Annotated in this window: 24 protein-coding genes; 15 read left to right on the forward strand and 9 right to left on the reverse strand. The window is 65.5% G+C overall.

The window, feature by feature from the left end; translation table 11 throughout:
- Positions 1–9 precede the first annotated feature (9 nt).
- Both QNI11_RS00075 and QNI11_RS00080 read left to right on the forward strand, forming a co-directional pair.
- Positions 10–1,461, forward strand: a complete 1,452-nt coding sequence (locus QNI11_RS00075) for a biotin carboxylase (protein ID WP_283981895.1) — start codon at positions 10–12, stop codon at positions 1,459–1,461.
- A gap of 12 nt (positions 1,462–1,473) precedes the next feature.
- Positions 1,474–2,475: a C45 family autoproteolytic acyltransferase/hydolase gene (locus QNI11_RS00080; RefSeq protein WP_283981896.1), complete on the forward strand. Its 1,002-nt coding sequence runs from the start codon at positions 1,474–1,476 to the stop codon at positions 2,473–2,475.
- Between the two features lie 51 nt (positions 2,476–2,526).
- On the opposite strand, the gene betC is transcribed toward QNI11_RS00080, so the two are convergent.
- Positions 2,527–4,047: a choline-sulfatase gene (betC, locus tag QNI11_RS00085; RefSeq protein ID WP_283981897.1), complete on the reverse strand. Its 1,521-nt coding sequence runs from the start codon at positions 4,045–4,047 to the stop codon at positions 2,527–2,529.
- A 439-nt stretch (positions 4,048–4,486) separates the two neighbouring features.
- On the opposite strand from betC, the gene QNI11_RS00090 reads away from it, so the two are divergent.
- The 3 genes from QNI11_RS00090 to rimO all read left to right on the forward strand — a co-directional run bounded on the left by QNI11_RS00090 (position 4,487) and on the right by rimO (position 7,755).
- Positions 4,487–5,569 carry a hybrid sensor histidine kinase/response regulator gene (locus QNI11_RS00090; RefSeq protein ID WP_283981898.1) on the forward strand — a complete coding sequence of 361 codons (1,083 nt, stop codon included), beginning with the start codon at positions 4,487–4,489 and terminating at the stop codon, positions 5,567–5,569.
- A gap of 130 nt (positions 5,570–5,699) precedes the next feature.
- Entirely contained in the window at positions 5,700–6,287 is a 588-nt protein-coding gene (locus QNI11_RS00095; RefSeq protein ID WP_100928358.1) for a GcrA family cell cycle regulator, read from the forward strand.
- Between the two features lie 109 nt (positions 6,288–6,396).
- Entirely contained in the window at positions 6,397–7,755 is a 1,359-nt protein-coding gene (gene rimO, locus QNI11_RS00100; RefSeq protein WP_283981899.1) for a 30S ribosomal protein S12 methylthiotransferase RimO, read from the forward strand.
- Here the strand turns inward: rimO and QNI11_RS00105 are convergent.
- Positions 7,752–8,213 carry a hypothetical protein gene (locus tag QNI11_RS00105; protein ID WP_100928356.1) on the reverse strand — a complete coding sequence of 154 codons (462 nt, stop codon included), beginning with the start codon at positions 8,211–8,213 and terminating at the stop codon, positions 7,752–7,754. The two genes, rimO and QNI11_RS00105, sit on opposite strands and share 4 nt — an antisense overlap.
- A gap of 197 nt (positions 8,214–8,410) precedes the next feature.
- Between QNI11_RS00105 and QNI11_RS00110 the strand changes: the two genes are divergently transcribed.
- From QNI11_RS00110 to QNI11_RS00120, 3 genes are read left to right on the forward strand one after another with little or no spacing between them, the layout of a single operon-like run.
- Positions 8,411–8,989, forward strand: coding sequence for a thymidine kinase (locus tag QNI11_RS00110; protein ID WP_283981900.1), 579 nt, complete (start codon positions 8,411–8,413; stop codon positions 8,987–8,989).
- Positions 8,990–8,991: 2 nt separating this feature from the next.
- Positions 8,992–10,143: a benzoate/H(+) symporter BenE family transporter gene (locus QNI11_RS00115; protein WP_283981901.1), complete on the forward strand. Its 1,152-nt coding sequence runs from the start codon at positions 8,992–8,994 to the stop codon at positions 10,141–10,143.
- Positions 10,140–10,610 (forward strand): GNAT family N-acetyltransferase, encoded by a 471-nt coding sequence (locus QNI11_RS00120; protein ID WP_283981902.1) that lies wholly within the window; start codon positions 10,140–10,142, stop codon positions 10,608–10,610. Before QNI11_RS00115 ends, QNI11_RS00120 begins: the two co-directional genes overlap by 4 nt.
- Here the strand turns inward: QNI11_RS00120 and QNI11_RS00125 are convergent.
- Positions 10,574–11,692 (reverse strand): beta-ketoacyl-ACP synthase III, encoded by a 1,119-nt coding sequence (locus QNI11_RS00125; protein WP_283981903.1) that lies wholly within the window; start codon positions 11,690–11,692, stop codon positions 10,574–10,576. The two genes, QNI11_RS00120 and QNI11_RS00125, sit on opposite strands and share 37 nt — an antisense overlap.
- Positions 11,693–11,814: 122 nt before the next feature.
- Here QNI11_RS00125 and QNI11_RS00130 point away from each other — a divergent pair, with 122 nt between their 5' ends.
- Positions 11,815–12,060 carry a hypothetical protein gene (locus tag QNI11_RS00130; protein ID WP_283981904.1) on the forward strand — a complete coding sequence of 82 codons (246 nt, stop codon included), beginning with the start codon at positions 11,815–11,817 and terminating at the stop codon, positions 12,058–12,060.
- Between the two features lie 36 nt (positions 12,061–12,096).
- Here QNI11_RS00130 and QNI11_RS00135 read toward each other — a convergent pair whose 3' ends face one another.
- On the reverse strand, positions 12,097–12,435 hold the full coding sequence (locus QNI11_RS00135) for a tRNA-binding protein (RefSeq protein WP_100928351.1): 339 nt from the start codon (positions 12,433–12,435) through the stop codon (positions 12,097–12,099).
- The gene (proC, locus tag QNI11_RS00140) at positions 12,428–13,243 is read right to left on the reverse strand and encodes a pyrroline-5-carboxylate reductase (protein ID WP_283981905.1); all 816 of its coding nucleotides are present in this window, start codon (positions 13,241–13,243) and stop codon (positions 12,428–12,430) included. The genes QNI11_RS00135 and proC overlap by 8 nt, the downstream gene beginning before the upstream one ends.
- A 335-nt stretch (positions 13,244–13,578) precedes the next feature.
- Here proC and QNI11_RS00145 point away from each other — a divergent pair, with 335 nt between their 5' ends.
- Complete coding sequence (locus QNI11_RS00145; protein WP_100928349.1) at positions 13,579–15,366, forward strand: SLC13 family permease; 1,788 nt, start codon at positions 13,579–13,581, stop codon at positions 15,364–15,366.
- 4 nt (positions 15,367–15,370) lie between these two features.
- Here the strand turns inward: QNI11_RS00145 and QNI11_RS00150 are convergent, their stop codons facing one another.
- The 3 genes from QNI11_RS00150 to pcaQ all read right to left on the reverse strand — a co-directional run bounded on the left by QNI11_RS00150 (position 15,371) and on the right by pcaQ (position 18,504).
- The gene (locus QNI11_RS00150) at positions 15,371–16,768 is read right to left on the reverse strand and encodes a tannase/feruloyl esterase family alpha/beta hydrolase (RefSeq protein ID WP_283981906.1); all 1,398 of its coding nucleotides are present in this window, start codon (positions 16,766–16,768) and stop codon (positions 15,371–15,373) included.
- Between the two features lie 116 nt (positions 16,769–16,884).
- Positions 16,885–17,385 carry a YbjN domain-containing protein gene (locus QNI11_RS00155; protein ID WP_100928347.1) on the reverse strand — a complete coding sequence of 167 codons (501 nt, stop codon included), beginning with the start codon at positions 17,383–17,385 and terminating at the stop codon, positions 16,885–16,887.
- Between the two features lie 159 nt (positions 17,386–17,544).
- A complete protein-coding gene (pcaQ, locus tag QNI11_RS00160; protein WP_283981907.1) occupies positions 17,545–18,504 on the reverse strand; it encodes a pca operon transcription factor PcaQ in 960 nt (319 codons plus the stop codon).
- A gap of 79 nt (positions 18,505–18,583) precedes the next feature.
- Here pcaQ and pobA point away from each other — a divergent pair, with 79 nt between their 5' ends.
- The 5 genes from pobA (at position 18,584) to QNI11_RS00185 (ending at position 22,474) form a co-directional block, all read left to right on the forward strand.
- The gene (pobA, locus tag QNI11_RS00165; RefSeq protein ID WP_283981908.1) at positions 18,584–19,762 is read left to right on the forward strand and encodes a 4-hydroxybenzoate 3-monooxygenase; all 1,179 of its coding nucleotides are present in this window, start codon (positions 18,584–18,586) and stop codon (positions 19,760–19,762) included.
- A gap of 46 nt (positions 19,763–19,808) precedes the next feature.
- On the forward strand, positions 19,809–20,201 hold the full coding sequence (gene pcaC, locus QNI11_RS00170) for a 4-carboxymuconolactone decarboxylase (RefSeq protein WP_100928344.1): 393 nt from the start codon (positions 19,809–19,811) through the stop codon (positions 20,199–20,201).
- Between the two features lie 14 nt (positions 20,202–20,215).
- Positions 20,216–20,938, forward strand: a complete 723-nt coding sequence (gene pcaH, locus QNI11_RS00175; protein WP_283981909.1) for a protocatechuate 3,4-dioxygenase subunit beta — start codon at positions 20,216–20,218, stop codon at positions 20,936–20,938.
- Positions 20,938–21,540, forward strand: coding sequence for a protocatechuate 3,4-dioxygenase subunit alpha (gene pcaG, locus QNI11_RS00180; RefSeq protein ID WP_283981910.1), 603 nt, complete (start codon positions 20,938–20,940; stop codon positions 21,538–21,540). Before pcaH ends, pcaG begins: the two co-directional genes overlap by 1 nt.
- 103 nt (positions 21,541–21,643) lie before the next feature.
- A complete protein-coding gene (locus QNI11_RS00185) occupies positions 21,644–22,474 on the forward strand; it encodes a 3-keto-5-aminohexanoate cleavage protein (RefSeq protein WP_283981911.1) in 831 nt (276 codons plus the stop codon).
- Between the two features lie 7 nt (positions 22,475–22,481).
- Here QNI11_RS00185 and QNI11_RS00190 read toward each other — a convergent pair whose 3' ends face one another.
- Positions 22,482–22,751 carry a c-type cytochrome gene (locus QNI11_RS00190; RefSeq protein ID WP_283981912.1) on the reverse strand — a complete coding sequence of 90 codons (270 nt, stop codon included), beginning with the start codon at positions 22,749–22,751 and terminating at the stop codon, positions 22,482–22,484.
- Positions 22,752–22,769 lie beyond the last annotated feature (18 nt).

The following is a 22,769-nucleotide window of genomic DNA, read 5'->3' on the forward strand; positions in this document are numbered from 1 at the left end:
GTGAACCAGATGACCAAGAAAACGCTCAAGAACATTTCGGAGATCCGCCGGTATTTCCACACCAACAAGGATCCGATCTATTTCGTGTCCGCGACAAACTTCAACCTGCTCGGGCTCGACGAATGGGTGAAGAATTTCAAGTACATCTGCTACATGGACTGCTTCGACGGGCGGCATCCGAACGTCTTCGTGCCCTCCGAGATGCCGCACGACGAATTCCAGTCCATCGAGGACATCAACAACTACCTCCTCCAGCATAAGGAAGTGGTCGACCTGGTGAAGTCGCGCGGCGGCAAGCCGAAGTTCGTCTTCCTGATGTTCGACGAAAAGACGGAGAAGCTGGCCAAGGACCTGGGCGGCGAGGTCTGGTTCCCCAAGGCAAAGCTGCGCACGGCGATGGACAACAAGATCGAGACCGTCCGCGTCGGCAACAAGGCGGACGTGCCCTCTGTGCCCAACACCCTGTCGGAGGTGAAGGACTACGCGCACCTGCAGGAGATCTGCAAGAAGGCCGGGCTGGGCGACGACCTCGTGCTGCAGTCTGCCTTCGGTGACAGCGGGCACACCACCTTCTTCATCAAGTCCGAGGCCGATTTCCGCAAGTACGAGCACGACATCGTCGGCGAGGGCGAGATCAAGATCATGAAGCGCATCGATTGCCGCGGCTCGGCGATCGAGGCGTGCGCGACCTCGCAGGGCACCATCGTCGGCCCGCTAATGACCGAACTCGTGGGCTTCAAGGAGCTGACACCATATCGTGGGGGCTGGTGCGGGAACGAGATCTTCTCCACCGCGTTCAGTCCCAAGCAGCGTCAGAAGGCGCGTGCGCTTACCTTCCAGTTCGGCGAACAGTTGCGCAAGGAAGGTTACCGGGGGTACTTCGAGCTGGACTTCCTCATCGACAAGAAGAACGACGACATCTGGCTGGGCGAGCTGAACCCGCGCATCACCGGCGCGTCGTCGATGACCAATCACGCCGCGTTTGCCCATGCCGACGCGCCGCTCTTCCTGTTCCACCTGCTCGAATTCTCGAAGAAGCCGTTCCAACTCGCTGTGGATGAACTGAACGCCCGCTGGGCCGATCCCGACATGATCGACTCATGGAGCCAGATGGTCATCAAGCACACCGAGGACAGCGTCGACATCATCACCGAGGCGCCGCAGTCCGGCATCTACCGAATGAAAGAGGACGGCACGGTGGAATTCGACCGGTTCGACTATCACCGCCGCGCCGTGGAGACCGAGAACGAGGCGTTCTTCCTCCGCATCTCCAACGTCGGCGACTACCGTTACGAAGGCGCCGATCTGGGCATCCTCGTCACCCGTGGCCGGTCCATGACGCAGGGTTTCCAATTGACCGACAAGTCCAAGCGCTGGATTGACGGCATCAAGGCCAGCTACAAGGCACGGGCTCTGCCCTCGGCTCAGACGTTCGAGGATCCGGCCTTCAAGATCATGTAAGGTTTCCAGGAAATGCTTTTCCGCGCCATCCATGAAGATGAGCCCGGGCCGAAATGGTCCGGGCTTTTCTCGGAATACCGCAACGCCTACCTGACTTGGTGGGCGCGCGAAGGCGTGGCCGTGCGTCCGACCTACATGGAAGGTCTGAACGCCATGCGCACCCACATGCCGGAGATCGTGCCGCTCTACGAGCAACTGGTCGAGTTGGCAGGCGGTGGCGACCGTGACGCGCGGTTTCTCAGTTTCTATTGTCCGCCGCGCTACCTGACGGGGTGCAGTCAGGCGATCTGGCCGGGCGACAAACCCTTGATGGTTCGCAACTACGACTACAATCCACATGCCGTCGATGCCGTGCTGCTGCGGACACGCTGGCAGGGGCGCCGGGTGATCGGCATGTCCGACGGGCTGTTCGGGCTGGTGGACGGCATGAACGAGGACGGGCTTGCGGTGTCGCTGACCTTCGGAGGGCGGCGCGAGGCCGGTGTGGGCTTCGGGGTGCCGCTTCTGCTGCGCTACATCCTGCAGACCTGCACCACGGTCCCCGAAGCGATCGACGTGCTCGCCCGGGTGCCCAGCCACATGAGCTACAACGTCACCGTCCTGGATGCGAAACGGCGGTTCGCGACGGCTTACCTGGCACCGGACCGCGCGCCGCAGATCACCCATGCAGCGGTCGCCACCAACCACCAGGAACGTGTCGAGTGGCGCAGCCACGCGCGGCTGACCGCGACGGTCGAGCGCGAACGCTATCTGCTGCAACGCCTGACGCTGCATCCGGAGCCGGAAGACAAGTTCATCCGCGCCTTCCTGCGGCCACCGCTCTATTCGCTGGCCTTCGACCGGGGGTTCGGCACGCTCTACACCGCTGCCTACAGACCCCGGACAGGGCGGGTCGAGATCTTCTGGCCCGGCCGGCAATGGTCCAAGAGCTTCGACGCCTTCGAAGAGGACTCCATGACGATCGCCTATCCGCAGGTCACAACGGCGCCCGCACACTACCCGGGCGGCGCATAGGCCGTTTGGCAGGCCCGTCGCGCAAGGCGGCAGACCTGCCCACGCTCCTCCTCAGAGCGGCGGGAAACGGTAGCGGTTGTTGGCGACGGCCCAGTCCATGTGATTGCGCACGTATTCCTGCGTGGCATCGCGCGGCGGGTTGTAGTCCCAGTGCTCGCCCGCCCCAGCCTCCATCGCGGCGTGCAAGGCGCGCCTGGACCTCTGGGTGCGCATCACGTTTTCCCGCAGCGTGGCACTGTCCCAGCGCTCGGCGACCTCTGCGGCAAAGGCGGCTGCCGCGTCGGCATAGGCCGGGTCGGTCGCGACGTTCACCTTCTCCAACGGGTCCTTCGACAGGTCGTAAAGCTGCGCAGGATCGGGATCGCAGTGGATGTATTTCAGTGGCCCGCGCCGGATCATGAACACCGGCCACGGCGTCATCTCGGCACAGTATTCGCCGATCACGAGGTCGACCGGATCGCTTTCGCCGCGTGCCAGCGGCATCAGCGACCGCCCGTCGACGGGTTCGCCCAGCATCGACATGTCACCGCCGCCCGCCTCGATGAAGGTCGGGAGCAGGTCGATCAGCGAACATGCATTCGCAGCGGTGCCCTGCGCCACGCCCGGCCCCGTCATGATCATCGGGATGCGGGCCGAGTGCTCGAAGAAGTTCATCTTGAACCACAATCCGCGCTCACCCAGCATGTCGCCGTGGTCGGCGGTGACGATCAGCAGCGTGTTGTCCAGTTCGCCGATGTCCTCCAGCGTCTTCACCAGCGTGCCGACCTTGCTGTCGAAATAGCTGACGTTGGCCAGATAGGCGCGGCGCGCCCGGTGGACCTCTTCGTCGGTGAGGGGGATGTAGCTCGCCTCGATCCCGTCCATCACGCGGCGCGACCCGGGGTCCTGCTCCTCTGGTGACAGCGGATATTCCGGCATGTCGACTTCGTCGTCGGAGTAGAGGTCCCACCATTCCGGTTTCGCGACGTAGGGATCGTGCGGGTGGATGAAGCTGGCGACCATGCAGAAGGGCGACTTGTCCCCGGCTGTGCGGTCCCGTCCCCGGTCGATCAGCCAGCGTCGGGCGGCGAACTCCACCTCGTCGTCGTAGTCGGTCTGGTAGGTGGCGACGGCGACGCCGCTTTCCTTGACCGTCTGCATGTTGTGATACCACTTGTCGATGCGCTCGTCCGCGGCCTCCCAGTCGGGCGTCCAGGCGAAATCGGCCGGATAGATGTCCGTGGTCACGCGGTCCTGGAAACCGTGCTTCTGGTCGGGGCCGACGAAGTGCATCTTGCCGGACAGGCAGGTGCGGTAGCCGAGCGCCTTCAGGTAGTGCGCAAAGGTCGGCACGGAGGCGCGGAATTCGCAGGCGTTGTCGAATGCCGCGATCCGGCTGATGAGCTGGCCGGACATGAATGCAAAGCGCGACGGCGCGCAAAGCGGCGAGTTGCAGTAGGCCGCGTCGAAACGCATGCCGCGCGCGGCGAGGGCGTCGATGTTCGGTGTCTTTGCCGACCTGTGGCCGTAGGCGCCAAGGAAATGCGGCGCAAGCTGATCGGCCATGATCACGACGATATTGGGACGGGTCACGTGTTTTCTCCGGAATGAAAGGGCAGACGACGGGTTCAGCCCCGGTGCGGGGGAGGCTGGTACTGCATGCTTTTCCGGTGACGCGGTTTCATGCGCACATCATTGCACCACGCAGGGCCGAACCGCCAAGCGGAAAGCGAGGCCGGTATGCCGGAGGGCCGCGGATAACCATTTGGTAATCGTCCTCTGGCTACAAAAGCCGAAGGCGACCTGGCGCGGTTTCGCGACACCGTCCCTGGTTGGGCGGCCCGGCGTCCATGTGCCAGTCCGATTGTACCGGCTTTCGTACCAAGTGAGGGAGGATCCACTGACCCATGCCTTGCGCCGCGCACCGCCAACGCATCGGTCATGTATTGGTCAGCCTGCCGCATGGCCCGCGGCCATGACGCGGATCCTTGTCGTCGGCAGGACCGATGCCCGACGGTCTCAGGCGACCGGAATGCTGAAAGAAGGGGCATCGGCGCCGGATCTGGAATTCGCCACCGACGGACCCGCCTGCCTGCAGCGGATCGGCGAATTGCCCCGCGTCGATTGTGTGATCCTCGTCCCCGACGGCGACGATCCGCACTGGCCGGAACTGGTCAGCCAGATCGCGGGTACGCGCCCTTTGACGGCGGTGATCTATATCGCCGCCCTCGCGGACGAAGGGGTGGCGGTGGACGTGATGAAACGGGGCGCGCAGGACTACTGCGTGCTGACGAAGATCACGACAGAGGGTCTGGCCCGCGCCGTGGCGAACGCCGTCCAGCGGACGGACATGGCGCGCAGGATCGAAGACCAGCAATACAGCCTGAGAACCTTCGCGCATGTCCTTGTCCACGACCTTCGCGCGCCGTTGCGCTCGGTTGGCGGCGGTATCGAGATGCTGATCGAGGATCTGCCGCAGGCGCAACGGCAGAACCATGCCGAGGTCCTGGAATTCATCCGGGGCGGCGCGTTGAGAATGGAGCGGCTGATCATGTCGCTTTACGGGCTCTGCAAGGCAGAGAGCGAGCCGCGGCAACGCCCCGTCAACCTCGCCGACCTCGTGGCGGAGCTGGCGCAGGCGCTGCGCGCGGACCTGAGGGAGCGGGAGGCAGAACTCATCCTCGTCGGCGAGCCTCCCCGCGTCCAGGCCGATCCGGTCCTGCTCCTGCAATTGCTTCAGAACCTCGTCGCGAACGGGGTCAAGTTCAACCGCGCCGCGCGACCCCGGGTGGAGATCGCCGGCACGACGACAACCTTCGGCTGGCGGATCGAGGTGGCGGACAACGGCATAGGCATCGCGGAGGAGCACCGGACGCGCATCTTCGAACCCTTCGCGCGGCTCCATGCAGAAGATGAGTTCCCGGGCAGCGGGCTGGGGCTGGCGACGTGCAGCCGCATCGCCGCGCGCCACGGCGGCCATCTGGGCTGCACCTCCGTGCCGGGGGAGGGCGCGCGCTTCATCCTCGATCTGCCGCGCTTCGACGGGGAGGCCGGTCAGCGGCAGGTGGCGCAGCCGCTTTCGGCGAGGGGAAACGTGGCCGACGTGCTGCGCTGACCGGCGGGCAGAGGCCCAGGAGAATCGCACCGCCTTGTAACTTTGGGCGTGATGATTAGAATATCGTCTCAACGAATAGACCGTCAGGCGGCCCGGACAAGCGCGGCCGCTTTTTCAATAGGAAGCTCCGATGTCGTGGACAGATGAACGCGTGGAAATGCTCAAGAAGATGTGGTCGGAGGGTCAGTCGGCCAGCCAGATCGCAAAGGAGCTGGGCGGGGTGACCCGCAACGCGGTGATCGGGAAGGTGCATCGCCTCGGGCTGTCGAACCGGGCCGGCAGCGCGCCCGCCCCGGCAGAGGCAAAACCGGAAGTCAAGCCGCAGGCCGCCAAGCCGAAACCGGCGCCGAAGCCCGCCGCGGCTCCCGAAGCCAAACCGGCAGAACCTGCGCCCGCACCGGCCGCCGCGGCAGCACCCGCGCCGCAGTCCCCGGCCCGCAAGCAGATCATTCCGGCGGGCCAGCCCCTTCCGCCGCAGCCGTCGACCAACGAGATCAGCCCCGAGGCGCTGGCGAAAGTCAACGAAGTGGAAAAGAAGGCGAAGAAGCTGACCCTGATGGAATTGACCGAACGGACCTGCAAGTGGCCTGTCGGCGATCCCGCCACGGAGGACTTCTGGTTCTGCGGGCTGCCGGTCCAGCAGGGCAAGCCCTACTGCGAGGCCCATGTCGGCGTCGCCTTCCAGCCGATGAGCGCGCGCCGCGACCGGCGCCGCTGATCCCAACGCAAGGGCGGACTGGCGGGAAGGCGCCCGCCATCGCCGTTTGTGTCCGGGGGCGTGACGACCGGGGCTTCACCGGCGGCTAAGGGTGCAGTATAGGCGGCCCATGCAGAATCCCCCCGATCTCCGCCCTGACCTTGCGCGCGCCCGCATCACCGACACCGTCCGAGACGGCCAGCCGACCATCGGCATGGTCTCCCTCGGCTGTCCGAAGGCGCTGGTGGACAGCGAGCGCATCCTGACGCGCCTGCGCGCCGAGGGCTACGGCATCTCCTCCGACTACGCCGGCGCCGATGCGGTGATCGTGAACACCTGCGGTTTTCTCGACAGTGCCAAGGCCGAAAGCCTCGACGCCATCGGCGAGGCACTGGCCGAAAACGGTCGGGTCATCGTGACCGGCTGTCTTGGCGCGGAACCGGAGTACATCACAGGGACCCATCCGAAGGTTCTGGCGGTCACCGGACCGCATCAGTACGAGCAGGTTCTGGACGCCGTGCATGGCGCGGTGCCGCCGTCACCCGATCCCTTCATCGATCTTCTGCCCGCCAGCGGAGTGTCCCTGACGCCGAGGCATTACAGCTATCTGAAGATCTCCGAAGGCTGCAATCACAAGTGCCGGTTCTGCATCATTCCAGACATGCGCGGCCGACTGCAAAGCCGTCCCGCCCGCGCGGTCCTGCGCGAGGCTGAGAAACTGGTTGAGGCCGGTGTTAAGGAGCTGCTGGTCATCAGCCAGGACACATCCGCCTACGGGACGGACTGGAAGGACCGCGACGCAAAGTTTCCCTTCGTCGACCTGGCCCGCGACCTGGGCGAGTTGGGCGCGTGGGTGCGGCTGCATTACGTCTATCCCTACCCGCACGTGCGGCAGGTGATCCCGCTGATGGCAGAGGGCAAGGTGCTGCCCTACCTCGACATTCCGTTCCAGCACAGCCACCCGGACACCCTGCGCCGCATGGCCCGGCCCGCCGCCGCCGAGCGCACGCTGGACGAGATCGCGGCGTGGCGGTCGGATTGCCCGGACATCGCGCTCCGCTCCACCTTCATCGTGGGTTACCCCGGAGAGACTGAGGCGGAGTTCCAGCACCTTCTGGACTGGATGGACGAGGCGCAACTCGACCGCGTGGGCTGCTTCCAGTACGAGAACGTCGCCGGTGCGCGCTCCAACACGCTGCCGGATCACGTCCCGGACGAGGTGAAGGCCGAACGCTGGGCGCGCTTCATGGAAAAGGCGCAGGCGATCTCGGAGGCCAAGCTTGCCGCGAAGGTCGGTAGACGCATGGATGTCATCGTCGACGACGTGGACGAGGACGGCATCGCCACCTGCCGCACCAAGGCGGACGCGCCTGAGATCGACGGGAACCTGTTCATCGACGAAGGCGCGGAGGCGTTGCAGCCGGGTCAGATTGTGACGGTCGAAGTCGACGAGGCCGGGGAATACGACCTCTGGGGACGGCTGACCTAGCGGGCGGTCTCGTCCTCGAGGTGCATCTTGATGTCGATCAGCACCTTCTGGATCTCCAGGGTTTCCTTCAGCATCCGCTTGGCTTCGTTGACGGAGATGTCTCCGTCGACCATGGACGTGTGATATTCGGCCATCAGCATGGCGAACCGTTGCGACAGGGCGATCACGTCTGAGTTCATCCCGCCCGGCGAGCGCGTGTTGCGGCGGTCCTCGTCGAAGTGCAGCGTTATGCCCTTCAGCTCTGCCAGCGCGGCGGTGACATGCGGGTAGGAGGCCTTCTCTTCCAGCGCGGCGACAACATCCACAGGCATGAAGCGGTCCGCGTGTTCGACATGATCGGAATAATACCGGCCCAGCGTCGCCTTCGACTTGCCTGACAGCGCACAGGCCGTCTCGATTCCGACGTCCTTCACCAAGGCTTCGCTGTGCTTCTTCAGGTAGTTTCCGACGTTCGCCATCGTGATCCTCTCGGCAGGTGCGCCTGCGTCCGAGGCGGCGCGTTGCACTTCCATTACCCGCGGAGCGCGCCGCCGTCATGGCGAAATCAACCCGCCGGCAACAGCACGCTCACGCTCGCGCCGGGCTGTCCTGCGTTCCGGCGGTGACGTTTCGAGGCACTCTTGCCTCTCCCGGGCGGCTGACGCAAAAGCGGGTCATGGCCAAGCTGCACTTTCATTACTCGACCATGAACGCGGGCAAGTCGACGCTGCTTCTGCAGGCGGCGCACAACTACAATGAACGCGGGATGGAGACTTACCTGATGATCGCCGCCTTCGACGACCGCGCCGGCAAGGGGCGGATCGGATCGCGGATCGGCCTCGCGCGGGAGGCGGATGTCTTCGGCACCCACTCCGACCTTTTCGAGATGATCGAGGCGCGGCGGGCGAAGGGCGATGTGGCCTGCATATTCGTCGACGAGGCGCAGTTCATGACGACCGAACAGGTCTGGCAGCTGGCCCGCGTGGTCGACGATCTCGACGTGCCCGTGATGGCCTATGGCCTGCGGGTGGATTTCCGCGGCGAGCTGTTCCCCGGTTCCGCCGCGCTGCTGGCGCTGGCGGACGTGATGCGGGAGGTCCGGACCATCTGCCACTGCGGCCGCAAGGCGACGATGGTGATCCGGCAGGACGCCGAGGGCCGGGCGCTGCTGGATGGCGCGCAGGTTCAGATCGGCGGCAACGAAGCCTACGTCAGCCTGTGCCGCCGCCACTGGCGACAAGCGGTAGGACGCTAGACATGGGCGGATCACAGGCGTTCACCGCGGGTCTGGTGGTGGCGATTGTCGGTTTCTTCTCGTCGTTCCCGATCTTCCTCGCAGGGGTCGAGGCCATGGGCGCAACACAGGCGCAGGCCTCCTCCGCCTTGATGGCCGGAGCGCTGGCGATGGGGCTTGCCGGAATCGTTCTGGCGCTGTGGACCAAGACGCCCGCGTCCTGTGCGTGGTCGACCCCGGGGGCGGCACTGCTCGCGGCCTCCGCTGCGGACCCGCAGGGCTTTTCCGGTGCGGTCGGGGCCTTTGCCGTGGCAGGTGCGCTGACGGTCGTCGCGGGGTTCTGGAAACCGCTGGTGCGGCTGGCGCAAAGCGTACCCGGCCCGATCACGCAAGCGATGCTGGCCGGGGTGCTGCTGCCCATATGCTTCACCCCCATCCGCGCGGTGGCAGAGGCGCCGGCGGTGGCCCTTCCGATCCTTCTGACGTGGTTCGTGGCGACCCGCATCCGGCGGCTCTTTGCGGTGCCTGCCGCGGTGCTCGTCACTTTCGGGCTGGTCATCTGGCACAACGGCACTCTGCCCCTGCCGGATCACGCCCTGACCGCGCCGGTCTGGGTGATGCCCACGTTGTCCCTGCAAGGGGTGATCGGCCTGGCCATCCCGCTGTTCATCGTAACCATGGCGACGCAGAACATGCCGGGCGTTGCGGTGCTACGCACCAATGGGTTCACGCCTCCGCCCGGGCCGATGTTCGCCACGGTCGGCGCGATCTCGATCCTGTCGGCGCCTTTCGGTGCGGTGCAGACCAACCTCGCCGCCATCACCGCAGCCATGTGTTCGGACGAGCACGCCCATCCTGACCACGGAAAGCGCTACTGGGCGGCTGTCTGGGCCGGTGTCTTCTACTGCGTATTCGGTATCTTCGCGGCGCTTGTGACCTTCGTCGCCGCCGCCGCCCCGCCTTTCGCCATGGCGACGCTGGCGGGTGTGGCGCTGTTCGGTGTGTTCATGACGTCGATGACCGGCGCGCTCCGGGCGGACGAGACCCGCGAGGCGGCGGTGCTGACCTTCATCGTGACCGCGTCGGGCCTGACACTCTTCGGGATTGGCGGCGCGGTCTGGGGGCTGCTGGTCGGCGGGATCGTACACCTTCTGAACATGCGGGGCGGCAAATGATACGGCAGGCGAAACCGGACGACGCGGCAGCCATCCGGGAGATCGCCGAGGCGTCTTACGCGCGGTACGTGCCGCGCATCGGGCGCCGCCCGGCGCCGATGGATGCGGATGTCGAAGCCCAGATCGGGCAGGGTGTCCTTTACGTCTACGACGGCGCGAAACCGTTGGGGTACATCGCCTTCTGGCCCGAAGGCGGAGCGATGGTTCTCGATGCCGTGGGCGTGGCACCGGAGGCGTCGGGACGTGGCATCGGCAAGGCGCTGATCGGCTTCTGCGAGGCGGAAGCGGCCCGGCTGGGACTTGAGCGGATCAGCCTCTACACCAATGCCAAGATGACGGAGAACCTCTCCATGTACCCGCACCTCGGCTACGTCGAGACGCATCGTATGGTGCAGGACGGGTTCGACCGGGTGTTCTTCGAAAAGCCGGTTCAGCCGCGCTCCACCAGCACCGAGCCCACCGAGTAACCCGCGCCGAAAGAACAGATCACGCCACGGTCCCCGGGCGCGAGATCGCCGGAGTTCTTGGAGAACGCGATGATCGACCCGGCGGAGGATGTATTGGCGTAGTCCTGAAGGATGTTCGGCTGTTCGCCCTCCTCAGGCATGCGGCCCAACACCTTCTTGCCGATGAAATCGTTCATCGTCTTGTTGGCCTGGTGCAGCCAGAGACGCTTCAACCCGTCCGCCTCCCAGCCCTCTGCCTCCATGTGGCCGAGGATATGCGCGGAGACCAGCGGCAGCACCTCCTTGAAGACCTTCCGACCATTCTGCATGAACTGCATGTCGCGGCGGTCTTCCATCTGGTCATGCGTCCGGCGCAAGAAACCGTTGTTGTTGCGGATGTTGTTTGAGAACTGCGTCGCGCAGCGGGTGGAGACGATGTCGAACCGCGCGCCCTGTGCGTCTTCGGCACGTTCGATCAGGACGGCGGTGCACACGTCGCCGAAGATGAAGTGGCAGTCGCGGTCGCGCCATTCGAGGTGGCCGGAACAGATCTCCGGATTGACCACCAGCGCGCGCCGCACGCTGCCCGACCGGATCATGTCCGCCGCCGCCTGGATGCCGAAGGTGGCGGAGGAACAGGCGACGTTCATGTCGAAGGCAAAGCCCTGCGCGCCCAGCAGTTGCTGGATCTCGATCGCGATGGCGGGATAGGCGCGTTCGTGGTTCGACGCCGCGCAGATCACCAGATCGACGTCCGAACCGTCCCGGCCCGCCATGGCCAGCGCCTTGCCGCAGGCATCTACCGCCATTTCCGCCATGATGGACGGCGCCTCGTCCGGGCGGGCGGGCAGATGGGGGAACATGCGTTCGGGATCGAGCACGCCGGACTTGTCCATCACGTAACGCCGTTCGATGCCGGAAGCGGAGAAGATGAAGTCGGAGCTGGAATGATCCATCGCCTGCACCGTGCCGTCGGCGATCTCGTCGGCGTGCCGTTCGTTCCACAGATCGGCATAGGCATTGAACGCCGCCACCAGTTCGTCGTTGGTGATGTTCTCTGTCGGGGTGAATACCCCGTGCCCCGTGATGGCGGGTCTGAACATGGTCTCCTCCTGCGTTTGCGCCAGCATCCGCACGGCACGGGGGGTGTCAAGCGGGGCGTGGCGGAACCTGCGTTCGTCTCGCACGTTTTCCATATGAGGTACGACCCGAAAGGAGCAACGACATGGACCGCTTGGCGTATTTCATCGCGCACATGGCCGGGGCCAGCATCGCAGGCGCCGCGCTGATCGTCTTCTTCATCTTCGGCTGGTACAGCTGGTGGGCCGTGGCCACCGCCGGCATCATTGGCTTGGTTCTGGCCTGGCCGGTGGGCAAGCTGATCTCTGTCCGGATCAAGAAGGACGACCCCAACTGGAACTACTCGGGCGGGATGGGCATAGTGCCCGATCCCAAGGCGCCGGAACTCTGAAGCCGGAACTCTGACAAAACGACGTCCGGCGCGCCCTCAGCAGAGGCGCGCGCCGTTCTGAACAGGATGATCGGGTCGCGCAAGCGTCACGGCGCCATCCGCGTCGTGGTAACCCAGGACCAGCACTTCGGACATGAACGGCCCGATCTGGCGCGGCGGGAAGTTGACGACCGCCGAGACTTGGCGGCCGACGAGGTCTTCGGGCGCGTAGTGCACGGTGATCTGGGCAGAGGACTTCTTCTCTCCGATCTCCGGGCCGAAGTCGATCCACAGCTTGATCGCGGGCTTGCGCGCTTCGGGGAAAGGTTCGGCACGCGTGACGGTGCCGACGCGGATATCCACCGCCATGAAGTCGTCGAAAGTGATCTCAGCCATTGGCTAGTTCCTTGGATCGGTTGGCCGCTGCGGCCACGGTGTCCTTGATGAGGGGCGGCAGGCCCTTCTCCTCGTCCATCAGCACGTCGAGACCGGCCTGCGTCGTGCCGTTCGGGGAGGTCACGTTGCGGCGGAGCTGCGTCGGATCGTCGTCGGCCCGCATGGCAAGCGCCCCTGCGCCCGCGACGGTTGCCTTGGCCAGCGTCATGGCCAGCTCCGGCGCCAGCCCCTGTGCCTCGCCCGCGGCGGCCATGCACTCGATCATGTGGAACACATAGGCGGGGCCGGAGCCCGACAGGCCGGTGACGGCATCCATCTGGACCTCCGATTCAAGCCGCACCACCTCTCCAACCGCGGACAGGAGCGTCTCGGCAAGGTCGAGATCGGTGTCCGAGGCCTTCGGGTTGCCGATGATGGCGGTGATCCCCTGGCTGATGGCGGCGGGGGTGTTCGGCATGGCGCGTATGATCGGTGTCGCGCTGCCGAGAATGTCCTCGTAGGTCGCGATCGAGATGCCCGCCGCGACGGAGACGAACAGCGTCTTGCCATTGCCCATGGCCTGCAGCGTGGGCAGGGCCTCGCCCATCATCTGCGGCTTGACGGCGATCAGGACGATGGCGGGTTCGGGCGGCAGATCCTCGTTCAGATGCACGCCCCGGCCCTTCAACCAGTCGGAGGGGTTGGGGTCGGTCACCCAGACGGAGGATGCGGGGAGGCCGCGCTTCAGCCAGCCTTCGAGCATCGCCGATCCCATCTTGCCGCAGCCCAGCAGCACGAGCCCCTTTTCGGCCAGGATTCCGTCTTTCATGCCTGTTCCTCCTGAAAACACGTTGCGCGCCAAGAGGTAGCCCGAGGGGCACAGAAAGGGCAATGCGGGGCGCGCGGAAAGACTGCCTGAAAGTGGCCCGGCACAGCCGCAGACAGGCGGACGGAAGCGCCGCATCGCAAATGAGCAGCGGCAGACGAATACCGCTGGCAAAGCGATGGCGCCATTTCGCAACCCATTGACTTCGCGCCGCGCCCGGCCCCACTTCTGCGCGAAAGGACAGAGGATCACACGCGGATCCAGCGACCGGGCGGAACCTTGACGGCGCTCGGGACTTGTGACGAAGGGTGTGTGCTCTGCGAACCCGGGGAACCTTTATGCTCGACCATCTCTACGGAACGGATGCACCGCTGGTCGCACTGGCGATCCTCGTGATCCTGTTCATCACCTTCACCATCGAGAAATTTCCGCCGGAGGTGACCGCATCGGGGGCGGCGGCGCTATACATCCTCTTGGGCATGGTGCCCAGCGACGAGGTCATGGCTGTCTTCTCAAGCTCGGCGCCGATCACGATTGCGGCGATGTTCGTCGTCTCGGGCGCGCTGGTCCGGACCGGGGTGCTGGACGCGCTGGCGGGCATCGTCATCGACAAGGCGCAGGCGCGTCCCGTGATGGCCATCGGGTTGTTCATCTTCGCGACCATCGCGGCCTCGGCCTTCATGAACAACACGCCGGTCGTGCTGGTGTTGATCCCGGTGGTCATCCGTTTGGCGCAGAGCCTTGCCATTGCGCCGACGCGGCTGCTTATCCCGCTGTCCTACGCCGCGATCCTCGGCGGCACCTGTACCCTGATCGGCACGTCGACAAACATCCTCGTGGATGGCGTGGCGCAGGAAGCGGGGATCGAGCCGTTCTCGATCTTCGAGATCGCGCCGGTCGGCCTGACCGTCGCCGTCGTCGGCGGGCTTTCGATGCTGGTGCTGGGCAAGGTGCTTTTGCCCGACCGGGCGCAGAAGGAAAGCGGCACCGAGGACGCAGAGACGGCCTTCCTGTCGGAAATCACGGTCAGGTCCAACTACCCGCATATCGGTACGGCCCTGGGCAAGATTGCAGACTTCCAGCGGTCTGGCGTGCGCGTGACAGGCATCCGGCGCGGCGGCAGGATCGAACGCAGCGACATAGCGAAACGGGTGATCGAACGGGGCGACGCGCTGATCGTCGTCGCCGAGACGTCCGAGCTTCTGACTTTGGCCGAACAGCCCGGGTTGCGGGTCGGCCTGCGGCGCTCCATCGAACTGGACCCGGAGGCGGAAGTGAAGGTGGTCGAGGCCATCGTGACCCCCTCGCGGCGCAGCTCCGACCTGCGGATCGCCGATCTTGCGTTGGGGCGGCGCGCCGGTGTCCGCGTTCTGGGCGCCTACCGGCCGCGCCACATCGCGGGCGCCGACCTGTCGAGCGTGCACCTGCGGCCCGCCGACAAGCTGCTGCTGGAGGGCACGCCGGAAGGGTTCGAGGAACTGACCCGCTCCGGCGATGTGGTGAATGTCACCGCACCCGGTGGCCGGGCCTACCGCAGGCGGCAGGCGCCCATCGCGGTTCTGGCGCTGGTGGGGATCGTCGTCCTTGCCGCGCTCAACCTCATGCCGATCGGCGTGCTTGCGCTGATCGGGGTGGCGGCGATCCTCGTCCTGCGCTGCATAGACAACGATGAAGCGTGGAACTCCATCGACGGCGGTGTGCTCGTTCTGATCTTTGCCATGCTGATCGTCGGGCAGGGGCTGGAGAACACCGGCGCCGTCGAGATGCTGGTCGGCTGGATGATGCCGTTCCTCGACGGCCTGTCCCCCTTCGTCACGCTCGTGGCGATTTACGCCGTGGGCTCGATCCTGACGGAGGTAGTGACGAACAACGCCGTCGCGGTCATCTTTACGCCCATCGTGATTTCGCTCGCGGCGCAGTTGGGGGTCGATCCGCGGCCCTTCGTGGTGGCGGTGATGTTCTCGGCGAGTGCCAGCTTTGCCACGCCCATCGGCTACCAGACGAACACGCTGGTCTACGGTGCAGGCAACTACAAGTTCTCGGACTTCCTGCGTATGGGCGTGCCGATGAACCTGATCGTTGGGCTGACCGCCGTACTGGCGATCAGCTTCTTCTTCCCGATGTGAGGGCCTACTCGGCCATGATCGACATGGGCGCGGTGCCCTCGTTCAGCCACCGCTCCATCGGGCCCATCGGATCGAGGGAGGCCGCATTCACGCCGCCGGGCCCCGGCAGGATGCCGCAATGGTCGAGGCCGGGGATCATGAAGAGTCGGACGTTCTCCTTGAGCGTCTCTTCGCCACCGGCGGCCTCCGCGGCCTGTTCGTACCAGTCCACGGTCTTGTAGGGCGTCACGATGGCATCGGCCCAGCCGTGATAGACGATCATCTTGCCGCCCGCCGCGCGGAAGGCCGAGAGGTCCGGGCTGTCGCCGTTGTAGACCTTGGCCATCGTCTCCAGCCGGGCCGGGTCGCTTTCCATGTCGAAGTCGAGCGGTGAGTATTCCGCGCCGGGATCGTCGGCAAAGGCCATGTACTGTGTGAAGCCGGTGGTGAAGGCGGGCACCAGCGGCGCGGCTCCCTCTGCGTTTCCGGTCAGCCAGAGCCACCAGAACGGTTCCGACCCTTCCGGAATACCGCCGGGGTAAAGCTGGTCGCCAGCCGCGTTCCGGGGGCCTTCGCGCCACCTCATCAGCGCATCCATCTTCGCGTTCGACAGCCCGAGCGGGCTGTAGTCGATCTCGCAGGCGCGCGGGTCTTCGATCAGCCCGTCTTCCGTGCCGTCCGTCGCATCGCATTGCTGCATCACGAGGTCGCCGATCGCCTTCGCGTCATCGGGGCCGAGGATCTGGCTGCCGTCGTCGGCGGTGTTGGCCTGCACGAAGAAGGCCATCGCGGTGGCCACCAGCCCGGTGTAGTCCATCGCCGGAGCGCCCGAGATGATGCCGTCGAACATCTCCGGATAGCGTTGCGCGGCGACATGCGCCATGCGCCCGCCGGTGGAGCATCCCTGGAAGATCGCCTGCTCTGCCTGCCCGCCATAGAACGCGTCGATCAGGAGGCCCGCCACGCGGTTGGTCTCTCCGATGGAGCGCCAGCCCCAGTCCCGCTCCGCGTGCGGATTGTTGGCGGCCCAGCCTGCATCGACGACCGACAACGCGTGGTGCCCGCTGTCGGATGTGGCGGTGGCGTAGCCCAGTTCCAGACCCGGGCGCATGGCATTGACCCAGCTTGCCCCGGCATCCGCGCGTCCGAGAATGCCGCAGAAGCCGCCGCAGCCCGCCTGGTAATACTTGCCGTTCCAGTTCTGGAGGGGCAGGCGCACCTCGATGGAGATGGCGGGCAGGGCGGTCGCCCGTACCTCGCAATATGCGGGCAATGTGTCCTGCGCCGCCACCGACCGCGCCGAAGTGACATAACCGCCGCTGAACACGACATCCCGCAGCGCGGTGCAGTCCGCCTCCGTCTGCTGCGCAAACAGCGGGGCGGCGCCGGCGCAAAGCGCCAGCGTGGCAAATGTGGTCTTCATCTTGTCCTCCCGTCGGGTTTTCTCCCTTGGGTAGAATTGCGGGATGGAGCTGCGTTCTCAAGCAAAAAGGGCGCCCGTGCGGGGCGCCCTTCCGGGGACTATCTTGGATCTGGCCCTCAGGCGCGTCCGTAGGCCTCTGCCATGGCGATCTGCAGGGCGTCCTTGGCGCTGCGGTCTGTCCACGCCATGAGCTGGAATGCCGGGTAATAGCGTTCCGCGGAAAGCACCGCCGCGGTGATCATCGTGTCGATCTGCTCGGCCGAGGCGATGTTGCCGCCCGCCAGCATCAGACCGTACTTGTAGACCATCAGACGCTGCTCTTCCCAATAGCTGAAGCACCCGGCCCAGCACTGGTCGTTCACCGCGTTCAGCCCTTCGTGCAGTACGTGCATGCGGTCCGCCGGGGGCTCCATCTCGAAGGTGCAGATGAGGCGCAGGGTCTCGTCCCCGTGGCTCCACGCCAGCGTGACGGAATACGTCCGCCATTGCCCCTCGACCGCCATGGCGATCTGGTCGTCGGTCACGCGGTCGAAATCCCAGTCGTTGAACTGGGCGATGTTCTCGACGATGTCGATAGGATGCAATTCGTCCGTCAGATACTGCTCGGATAGTGCCATGCCGCCACCTCATTATTCTTTTGTAGCGCCGGGTGGTTGTATGCGCCCCCAGCACTTGCTGCCTGCTCAAGGGTCTTGGGGGCGTACCCCATGCCCTCACTAGATATCGTGCCTGTGGCTAGGGGGCAGTGTAAAGCAAAACTTTGGTGATAACTTGATTTACTTGTGGATTCTTTCCGATTCGGACTCGTATGATGTAGAATCGTGGACCGCATGTCGCAAAGCCTGCTCGAACAGTTGCCGGCTGCGGGATGTCACCGTGTCGGGCCGCGTCATGAGGCCGACCGGCCCCGCCGTCAAGCCGAGATCGAAGTTCAGCGACACGAGCCGCCCGTCCGCAAGGTCCTGGGCGACGACGCCTTCGGAAATGAACCACAGCGCATCCGACACCCTCAGGTAGTTGCGCCCGAACGCGCCCGACACGCAGTCGATACGTTCGGGGAAAGGCGCCAGACCCTGGGCCAGGCACCAGCGGTCCAGCAGGGGGCGGATCGCGGCGTCTTCCGGCGGGTAGAGGATGCACCAGTCCGCCAGCGCATCCACGCTGACCGGCGCCTTTGTCAGGGGGTGGCCAGCCCGCGCGACGCAAACCACGGGTTCTAGGTAAAGCTGTGTGAAGGATAGCCCCTGCATGGCCTCTGCCGGACCCATCCGCCCCACGATCATGTCGAGCGCCCCGGATTTCAGGGCATCCGTCAGCACCCCGTGCGACCCGTCGCGTAGCATCAGTTGCGTGTCCGGCGCCGCCTGCCGGAAGCGCGCAACCGCCTCCGGCATCAGCCGGGCCGCGACGCTGGGCAGGGCGCCGACCCGCAGCGTCTCGCGACCGCCATCGCGCAGGTCGGTGACCCCTTCGATCCCGCGATGCAGGGCGGCGAGGCTCTGGTTGGTGAAGTCGAGGAACAGGGCGCCCTGCGGCGTCAGCCGGGTCCCGCCCCGGTCGCGCGTCATCAGCGTGGTGCCGAGGCCTTCCTCCAACTCCTTGAGAGTCTTGGACAAGGCGGGCGGCGACAGGTGCAGCGCCGTGCAGGCGGCCTTCAGACTGCCAAGGCGCGCAATGGCCGAGAAGGCCTCCAGATGGCGCAGCTTGACCTGCGTGATGCGGTTTTTTGTTATCATAATGGTTAACTAAACGGCCTGAAATCTCAATTTACAATGTCAATTGGTTCAGTGTCTAATTGCACCAAGGGAGATCAGCATGAAAACTCAGGTTTGCATTATCGGCGGCGGGCCCTCCGGGCTGTTGCTGGGCCAGCTTTGTCACCAGGCCGGGATAGACGCCATCGTGCTCGAACGCCGCTCGCGCGAGCATGTGCTCAGCCGGATCCGGGCGGGTGTGCTGGAGCAGGGGTTCATCGACCTGCTGAAGGAAGCCAAAGTCGCCACCCGGATGGACACCCAAGGGTATCCGCACGACGGCACGGTGATTTCCTTCGAGGACATGGAAGTGCGCGTGGACTTCCGCAAGCACACCGGCACCTCGGTCATGGTCTACGGCCAGACGGAGGTGACGCGCGACCTCTACGAGGCGCGCGATCTGACCGGCGGCATGACCCTGCACGACGTGGACGAGGTGGAACTTGGCAACGCCTCGCTCGACGGCGACGCCGGCTGCACGGTTTCCTTTACCCACGAAGGCCAGCGCAAGACCATCGAATGCGACTACATCGCCGGCTGCGACGGGTTCCACGGCCCTTCCCGCCAAGCCATCCCGGCAGAGAAGCGCCGCGAGTTCGAACGGGTCTATCCCTTCGGCTGGCTCGGCATCCTGTCCGAAACGCCGCCCGCCCACCACGAACTGATCTACGCCAACTCCGAGCGCGGCTTTGCCCTCTGCTCCATGCGGAACGAGAAGCTCAGCCGCTACTACCTGCAGGCCCCCCTGACCGACAAGGTCGAGGACTGGTCCGACGACGCCTTCTGGACCGAGCTCAAGCGCCGCATCCCGAGCCGCATCGCCGAGACCCTTGTCACCGGCCCGTCGATCGAGAAGAGCATCGCGCCGCTCCGTGGTTTCGTCTGCGAGCCGATGCAATACGGGCGGCTGTTCCTTGCGGGCGACGCGGCCCACATCGTGCCGCCCACCGGCGCGAAGGGTCTGAACACGGCGGCCTCCGACATCCACTACCTCTTCGAGGCGCTGAAGGCGCGCTACCAGGAAGGCGATGCCGCCGCGATGGGGGGCTATTCCGAACGGGCGCTGGCCCGGGTCTGGAAGACGCAGCGCTTCTCGTGGTGGATGACGAAGCTCCTGCACCGCTTCCCCGACACCGACCCCTACGAGCTGCGCATCCAGCGGGCCGAGATCGAGCATCTCGCCACTGTGGAAAGCGCACAGGAAACGATGGCCATCAACTACGTCGGCCTGCCATACTGAGACGGGCACCGATGGCCTCAGGATCATCGCGCCCCGCGGAGGATACATGACCAACCGTTACGAAACCGGCATGAACGTGCGCCGCCGCATCCTTGGCGATGCGCATGTGGACCGGGCCGAAGCCGCCAAGACGCCATTCGACACGCCGTTCCAGGAGATGATCACCGAAACCGCCTGGGGCAATCTCTGGGCGTCGGACAGGATCACCGACAGGGAACGCTCGATGCTGACGCTGGCACTGCTGGCGGCGACCGGCAATTTCGAAGAGATCCCGATGCACATCCGCGCCACCGCGCGCACCGGCGCATCGAAGGAGGATGTGGCCGAGGCCTTCCAGCACGTGGCGATCTACGCCGGTGTGCCCAAGGCAAACCACGCCCTGAAACTTGCCAAGCAGACCTACGCCGAAATGGAAGACCAGGGAAACGCGCACCCCTGAGGAGGAAGACCCGAATGACCAACGGATACACCGCGCGGGATCGAGGCTGGCACCCGCCCGCGCTGACCCCGCTCTACAAGACCAGTGTCGCGCGCAGCCCGCGCTTCGCCCCCATCGGTGCTGCGACATCCCTGTCCGAAGAGACCGGCCCGGTCTTCGGACACGACCTGCTCGGACCGAAGGACAACGACCTGATCACCAACTTCGCCGCGCCCGGCGAAATGGCCATCGGTCCGCGCATCGTCGTCCAGGGCACGGTGCGCGACGAATTCGGCCGCCCGGTGCCGCACACTCTGGTGGAGGTCTGGCAGGCCAACGCCGGCGGACGCTACCGGCACAAGAAGGAAGGTTACCTCGCGCCACTCGATCCGAACTTCGGCGGCTGCGGGCGCTGCATCACGGACGAGAACGGCTTCTACGAGTTCCGCACGGTGAGACCCGGCCGCTATCCCTGGCCCAACGGTCCGGATGACTGGCGCCCGGCGCACATCCACGTCTCCGTCTTCGGCCACAGCTTCGCGCAGCGGCTGATCACGCAGATGTACTTCGAGGGCGACCCGATGATCTGGCAATGCCCCATCGTCGGCACCATCCCGTCGCGCGAGGCGATTGAAACTCTGGTCGCCCGGCTGGACCGCGCAGGGTCGATCCCGATGGACTCGCTCTGCTACCAGTTCGACATCACCCTGCGCGGCCGCCGCCAGACGATGTTCGAGAACCGCATGGAGGGGATGTGATGACCGGACCCATGACCAACCGCGCCAAGGAAAGCCCGTCGCAGACGGCAGGCCCCTACGTCCACATCGGCTGCACGCCCAACTTCCTCGGGATCGAGGGCGTCTTCCCGGAGGACCTGGGCACGCGCATGATCACCGGCGCCCCCGCCGGTGAGCGCATCACCATCAAGGGATGCGTGTTCGACGGCGCAGGCAACGCACTGAAGGACGCGCTGATCGAAGTCTGGCAGGCAGACTCGCTGGGCAAGTTCGCAGGCAAAGGCGGGGCAGAGGGCTTCACCGGCTGGGGCCGCTCGCCCGGTGACATGAACACCGGCGAATTCACATTCGAGACGCTGAAGCCCGGCCGTGTGCCTTTTCCCGATGGCCGCCTCCAGGCGCCGCACGTCACCTTCTGGATCGTGGCCCGCGGCATCAACCTCGGCCTGCACACGCGGATGTACTTCGCCGACGAGGAAGCGGCCAACGCCGAGGACCCGATCCTCACCCGGATCGAGCACCAGTCGCGCGTACCGACGCTGCTGGCGAAGAAGGATGGCGACACCTACCGCTTCGACATCCACCTGCAGGGGCCGGACGAGACCATCTTTTTCGATATCTGATGATACCCGAAGGCCGGGGGACTTTCTCGGTCCTCCGGCTTCTCTGCTTCGCAAATACTCACTATCCTGTCGGTTCCAGAAGGACCAACGCCCGAGGATCCACATGACCAAACCCTGCATCATCTGCGTCGCCATCACCGGTTCCGTGCCGAAGAAGAAGGACAACCCGGCGGTGCCGATCTCCATCGAGGAACAGGTGGAAAGCACGCAGGCCGCGTTCGAGGCGGGGGCGACGATCATGCACGCGCATGTGCGCAACGACGACGAGACGCCGACCTCCGACCCGGAGAAGTTCGCGCGGCTGGTCGAGGGCATCAAGAAACACTGCCCCGGCATGATCATCCAGCTGTCGACCGGCGGCCGGTCGGGCGCCGGTCAGACGCGCGGCGGGATGCTGCCGCTGCGCCCCGACATGGCGTCGCTGTCGGTGGGCTCGAACAACTTCCCCACCCGCGTCTACGAGAACCCGCCGGATCTTGTGGACTGGCTGGCCTCCGAGATGAAGACTTACGAGATCAAGCCGGAGATCGAGGCCTTCGACCTCAGCCACATCTTCAAGGCCGCCGAGATGAACCGCGACGGGCGCATTCCGGGCAAGCTCTACGTGCAGTTCGTGATGGGCGTGAAGAACGCCATGCCCTGCGACCGCGAGGTCTTCGACTATTACATCAAGACGGTGGAGCGGCTGGCGCCGGACGCCGAGTGGTGTGCGGCCGGGATCGGCCGGCACCAGGTCGAGGTGAACGAGTGGTGCATCGCCGCCGGCGGCCACACCCGCACCGGGCTGGAGGACAACGTGCGCTGGGACCGCGACACGCTTGCGCCGTCGAATGCCGCGCTGGTGGAGCGTGCCGTGAAGCTCTGCGAGAAATACGAGCGCCCCGTGGCGACCTGCGCGCAGGCGCGCGAGATGCTGGGTCTGCGCGCGGCCTGAGGCGCGGTCAGTCGTGTGACAGGTACGCGGCGATGGCAACAAGCGCCGCGTCGACATCTTCGGCGTCGAGCATCCGGGCATAGTTGTGCGCCGTGGTCATGGCCTCCATCGACGGGTTCGACAGCGCAGGCGCCTTGCCGCCTTTGCCTTCATCACCATGACACCGGGCGCAGGCGTCTGCGTATAGCGTCGCGCCCGTGTTTGGAGGGGCGTCAGGCTGCGCCGCGACGCCGGAGGCGGCAAGTACGAGGGCAAGGATCGGCGAAGCGTGGCGCATGGCAGGGTCTCCCGGGCT

Source organism: Sagittula sp. MA-2 (genome assembly GCF_030126985.1).
Lineage (GTDB): Bacteria > Pseudomonadota > Alphaproteobacteria > Rhodobacterales > Rhodobacteraceae > Sagittula.

Bases quoted from the DNA above. Each gene is read 5' to 3' on its own strand.
- QNI11_RS00075 (WP_283981895.1), top strand. From the start codon at position 10: ATGACCAAGAAAACGCTCAAGAACATTTCGGAGATCCGCCGGTATTTC.
- QNI11_RS00080 (WP_283981896.1), top strand. From the start codon at position 1,474: ATGCTTTTCCGCGCCATCCATGAAGATGAGCCCGGGCCGAAATGGTCC.
- QNI11_RS00090 (WP_283981898.1), top strand. From the start codon at position 4,487: ATGCTGAAAGAAGGGGCATCGGCGCCGGATCTGGAATTCGCCACCGAC.
- QNI11_RS00095 (WP_100928358.1), top strand. From the start codon at position 5,700: ATGTCGTGGACAGATGAACGCGTGGAAATGCTCAAGAAGATGTGGTCG.
- rimO (WP_283981899.1), top strand. From the start codon at position 6,397: ATGCAGAATCCCCCCGATCTCCGCCCTGACCTTGCGCGCGCCCGCATC.
- QNI11_RS00105 (WP_100928356.1), bottom strand. From the start codon at position 8,213: ATGGCGAACGTCGGAAACTACCTGAAGAAGCACAGCGAAGCCTTGGTG.
- QNI11_RS00110 (WP_283981900.1), top strand. From the start codon at position 8,411: ATGGCCAAGCTGCACTTTCATTACTCGACCATGAACGCGGGCAAGTCG.
- QNI11_RS00115 (WP_283981901.1), top strand. From the start codon at position 8,992: ATGGGCGGATCACAGGCGTTCACCGCGGGTCTGGTGGTGGCGATTGTC.
- QNI11_RS00120 (WP_283981902.1), top strand. From the start codon at position 10,140: ATGATACGGCAGGCGAAACCGGACGACGCGGCAGCCATCCGGGAGATC.
- QNI11_RS00125 (WP_283981903.1), bottom strand. From the start codon at position 11,692: ATGTTCAGACCCGCCATCACGGGGCACGGGGTATTCACCCCGACAGAG.
- QNI11_RS00130 (WP_283981904.1), top strand. From the start codon at position 11,815: ATGGACCGCTTGGCGTATTTCATCGCGCACATGGCCGGGGCCAGCATC.
- QNI11_RS00135 (WP_100928351.1), bottom strand. From the start codon at position 12,435: ATGGCTGAGATCACTTTCGACGACTTCATGGCGGTGGATATCCGCGTC.
- proC (WP_283981905.1), bottom strand. From the start codon at position 13,243: ATGAAAGACGGAATCCTGGCCGAAAAGGGGCTCGTGCTGCTGGGCTGC.
- QNI11_RS00145 (WP_100928349.1), top strand. From the start codon at position 13,579: ATGCTCGACCATCTCTACGGAACGGATGCACCGCTGGTCGCACTGGCG.
- QNI11_RS00150 (WP_283981906.1), bottom strand. From the start codon at position 16,768: ATGAAGACCACATTTGCCACGCTGGCGCTTTGCGCCGGCGCCGCCCCG.
- QNI11_RS00155 (WP_100928347.1), bottom strand. From the start codon at position 17,385: ATGGCACTATCCGAGCAGTATCTGACGGACGAATTGCATCCTATCGAC.
- pcaQ (WP_283981907.1), bottom strand. From the start codon at position 18,504: ATGATAACAAAAAACCGCATCACGCAGGTCAAGCTGCGCCATCTGGAG.
- pobA (WP_283981908.1), top strand. From the start codon at position 18,584: ATGAAAACTCAGGTTTGCATTATCGGCGGCGGGCCCTCCGGGCTGTTG.
- pcaC (WP_100928344.1), top strand. From the start codon at position 19,809: ATGACCAACCGTTACGAAACCGGCATGAACGTGCGCCGCCGCATCCTT.
- pcaH (WP_283981909.1), top strand. From the start codon at position 20,216: ATGACCAACGGATACACCGCGCGGGATCGAGGCTGGCACCCGCCCGCG.
- pcaG (WP_283981910.1), top strand. From the start codon at position 20,938: ATGACCGGACCCATGACCAACCGCGCCAAGGAAAGCCCGTCGCAGACG.
- QNI11_RS00185 (WP_283981911.1), top strand. From the start codon at position 21,644: ATGACCAAACCCTGCATCATCTGCGTCGCCATCACCGGTTCCGTGCCG.
- QNI11_RS00190 (WP_283981912.1), bottom strand. From the start codon at position 22,751: ATGCGCCACGCTTCGCCGATCCTTGCCCTCGTACTTGCCGCCTCCGGC.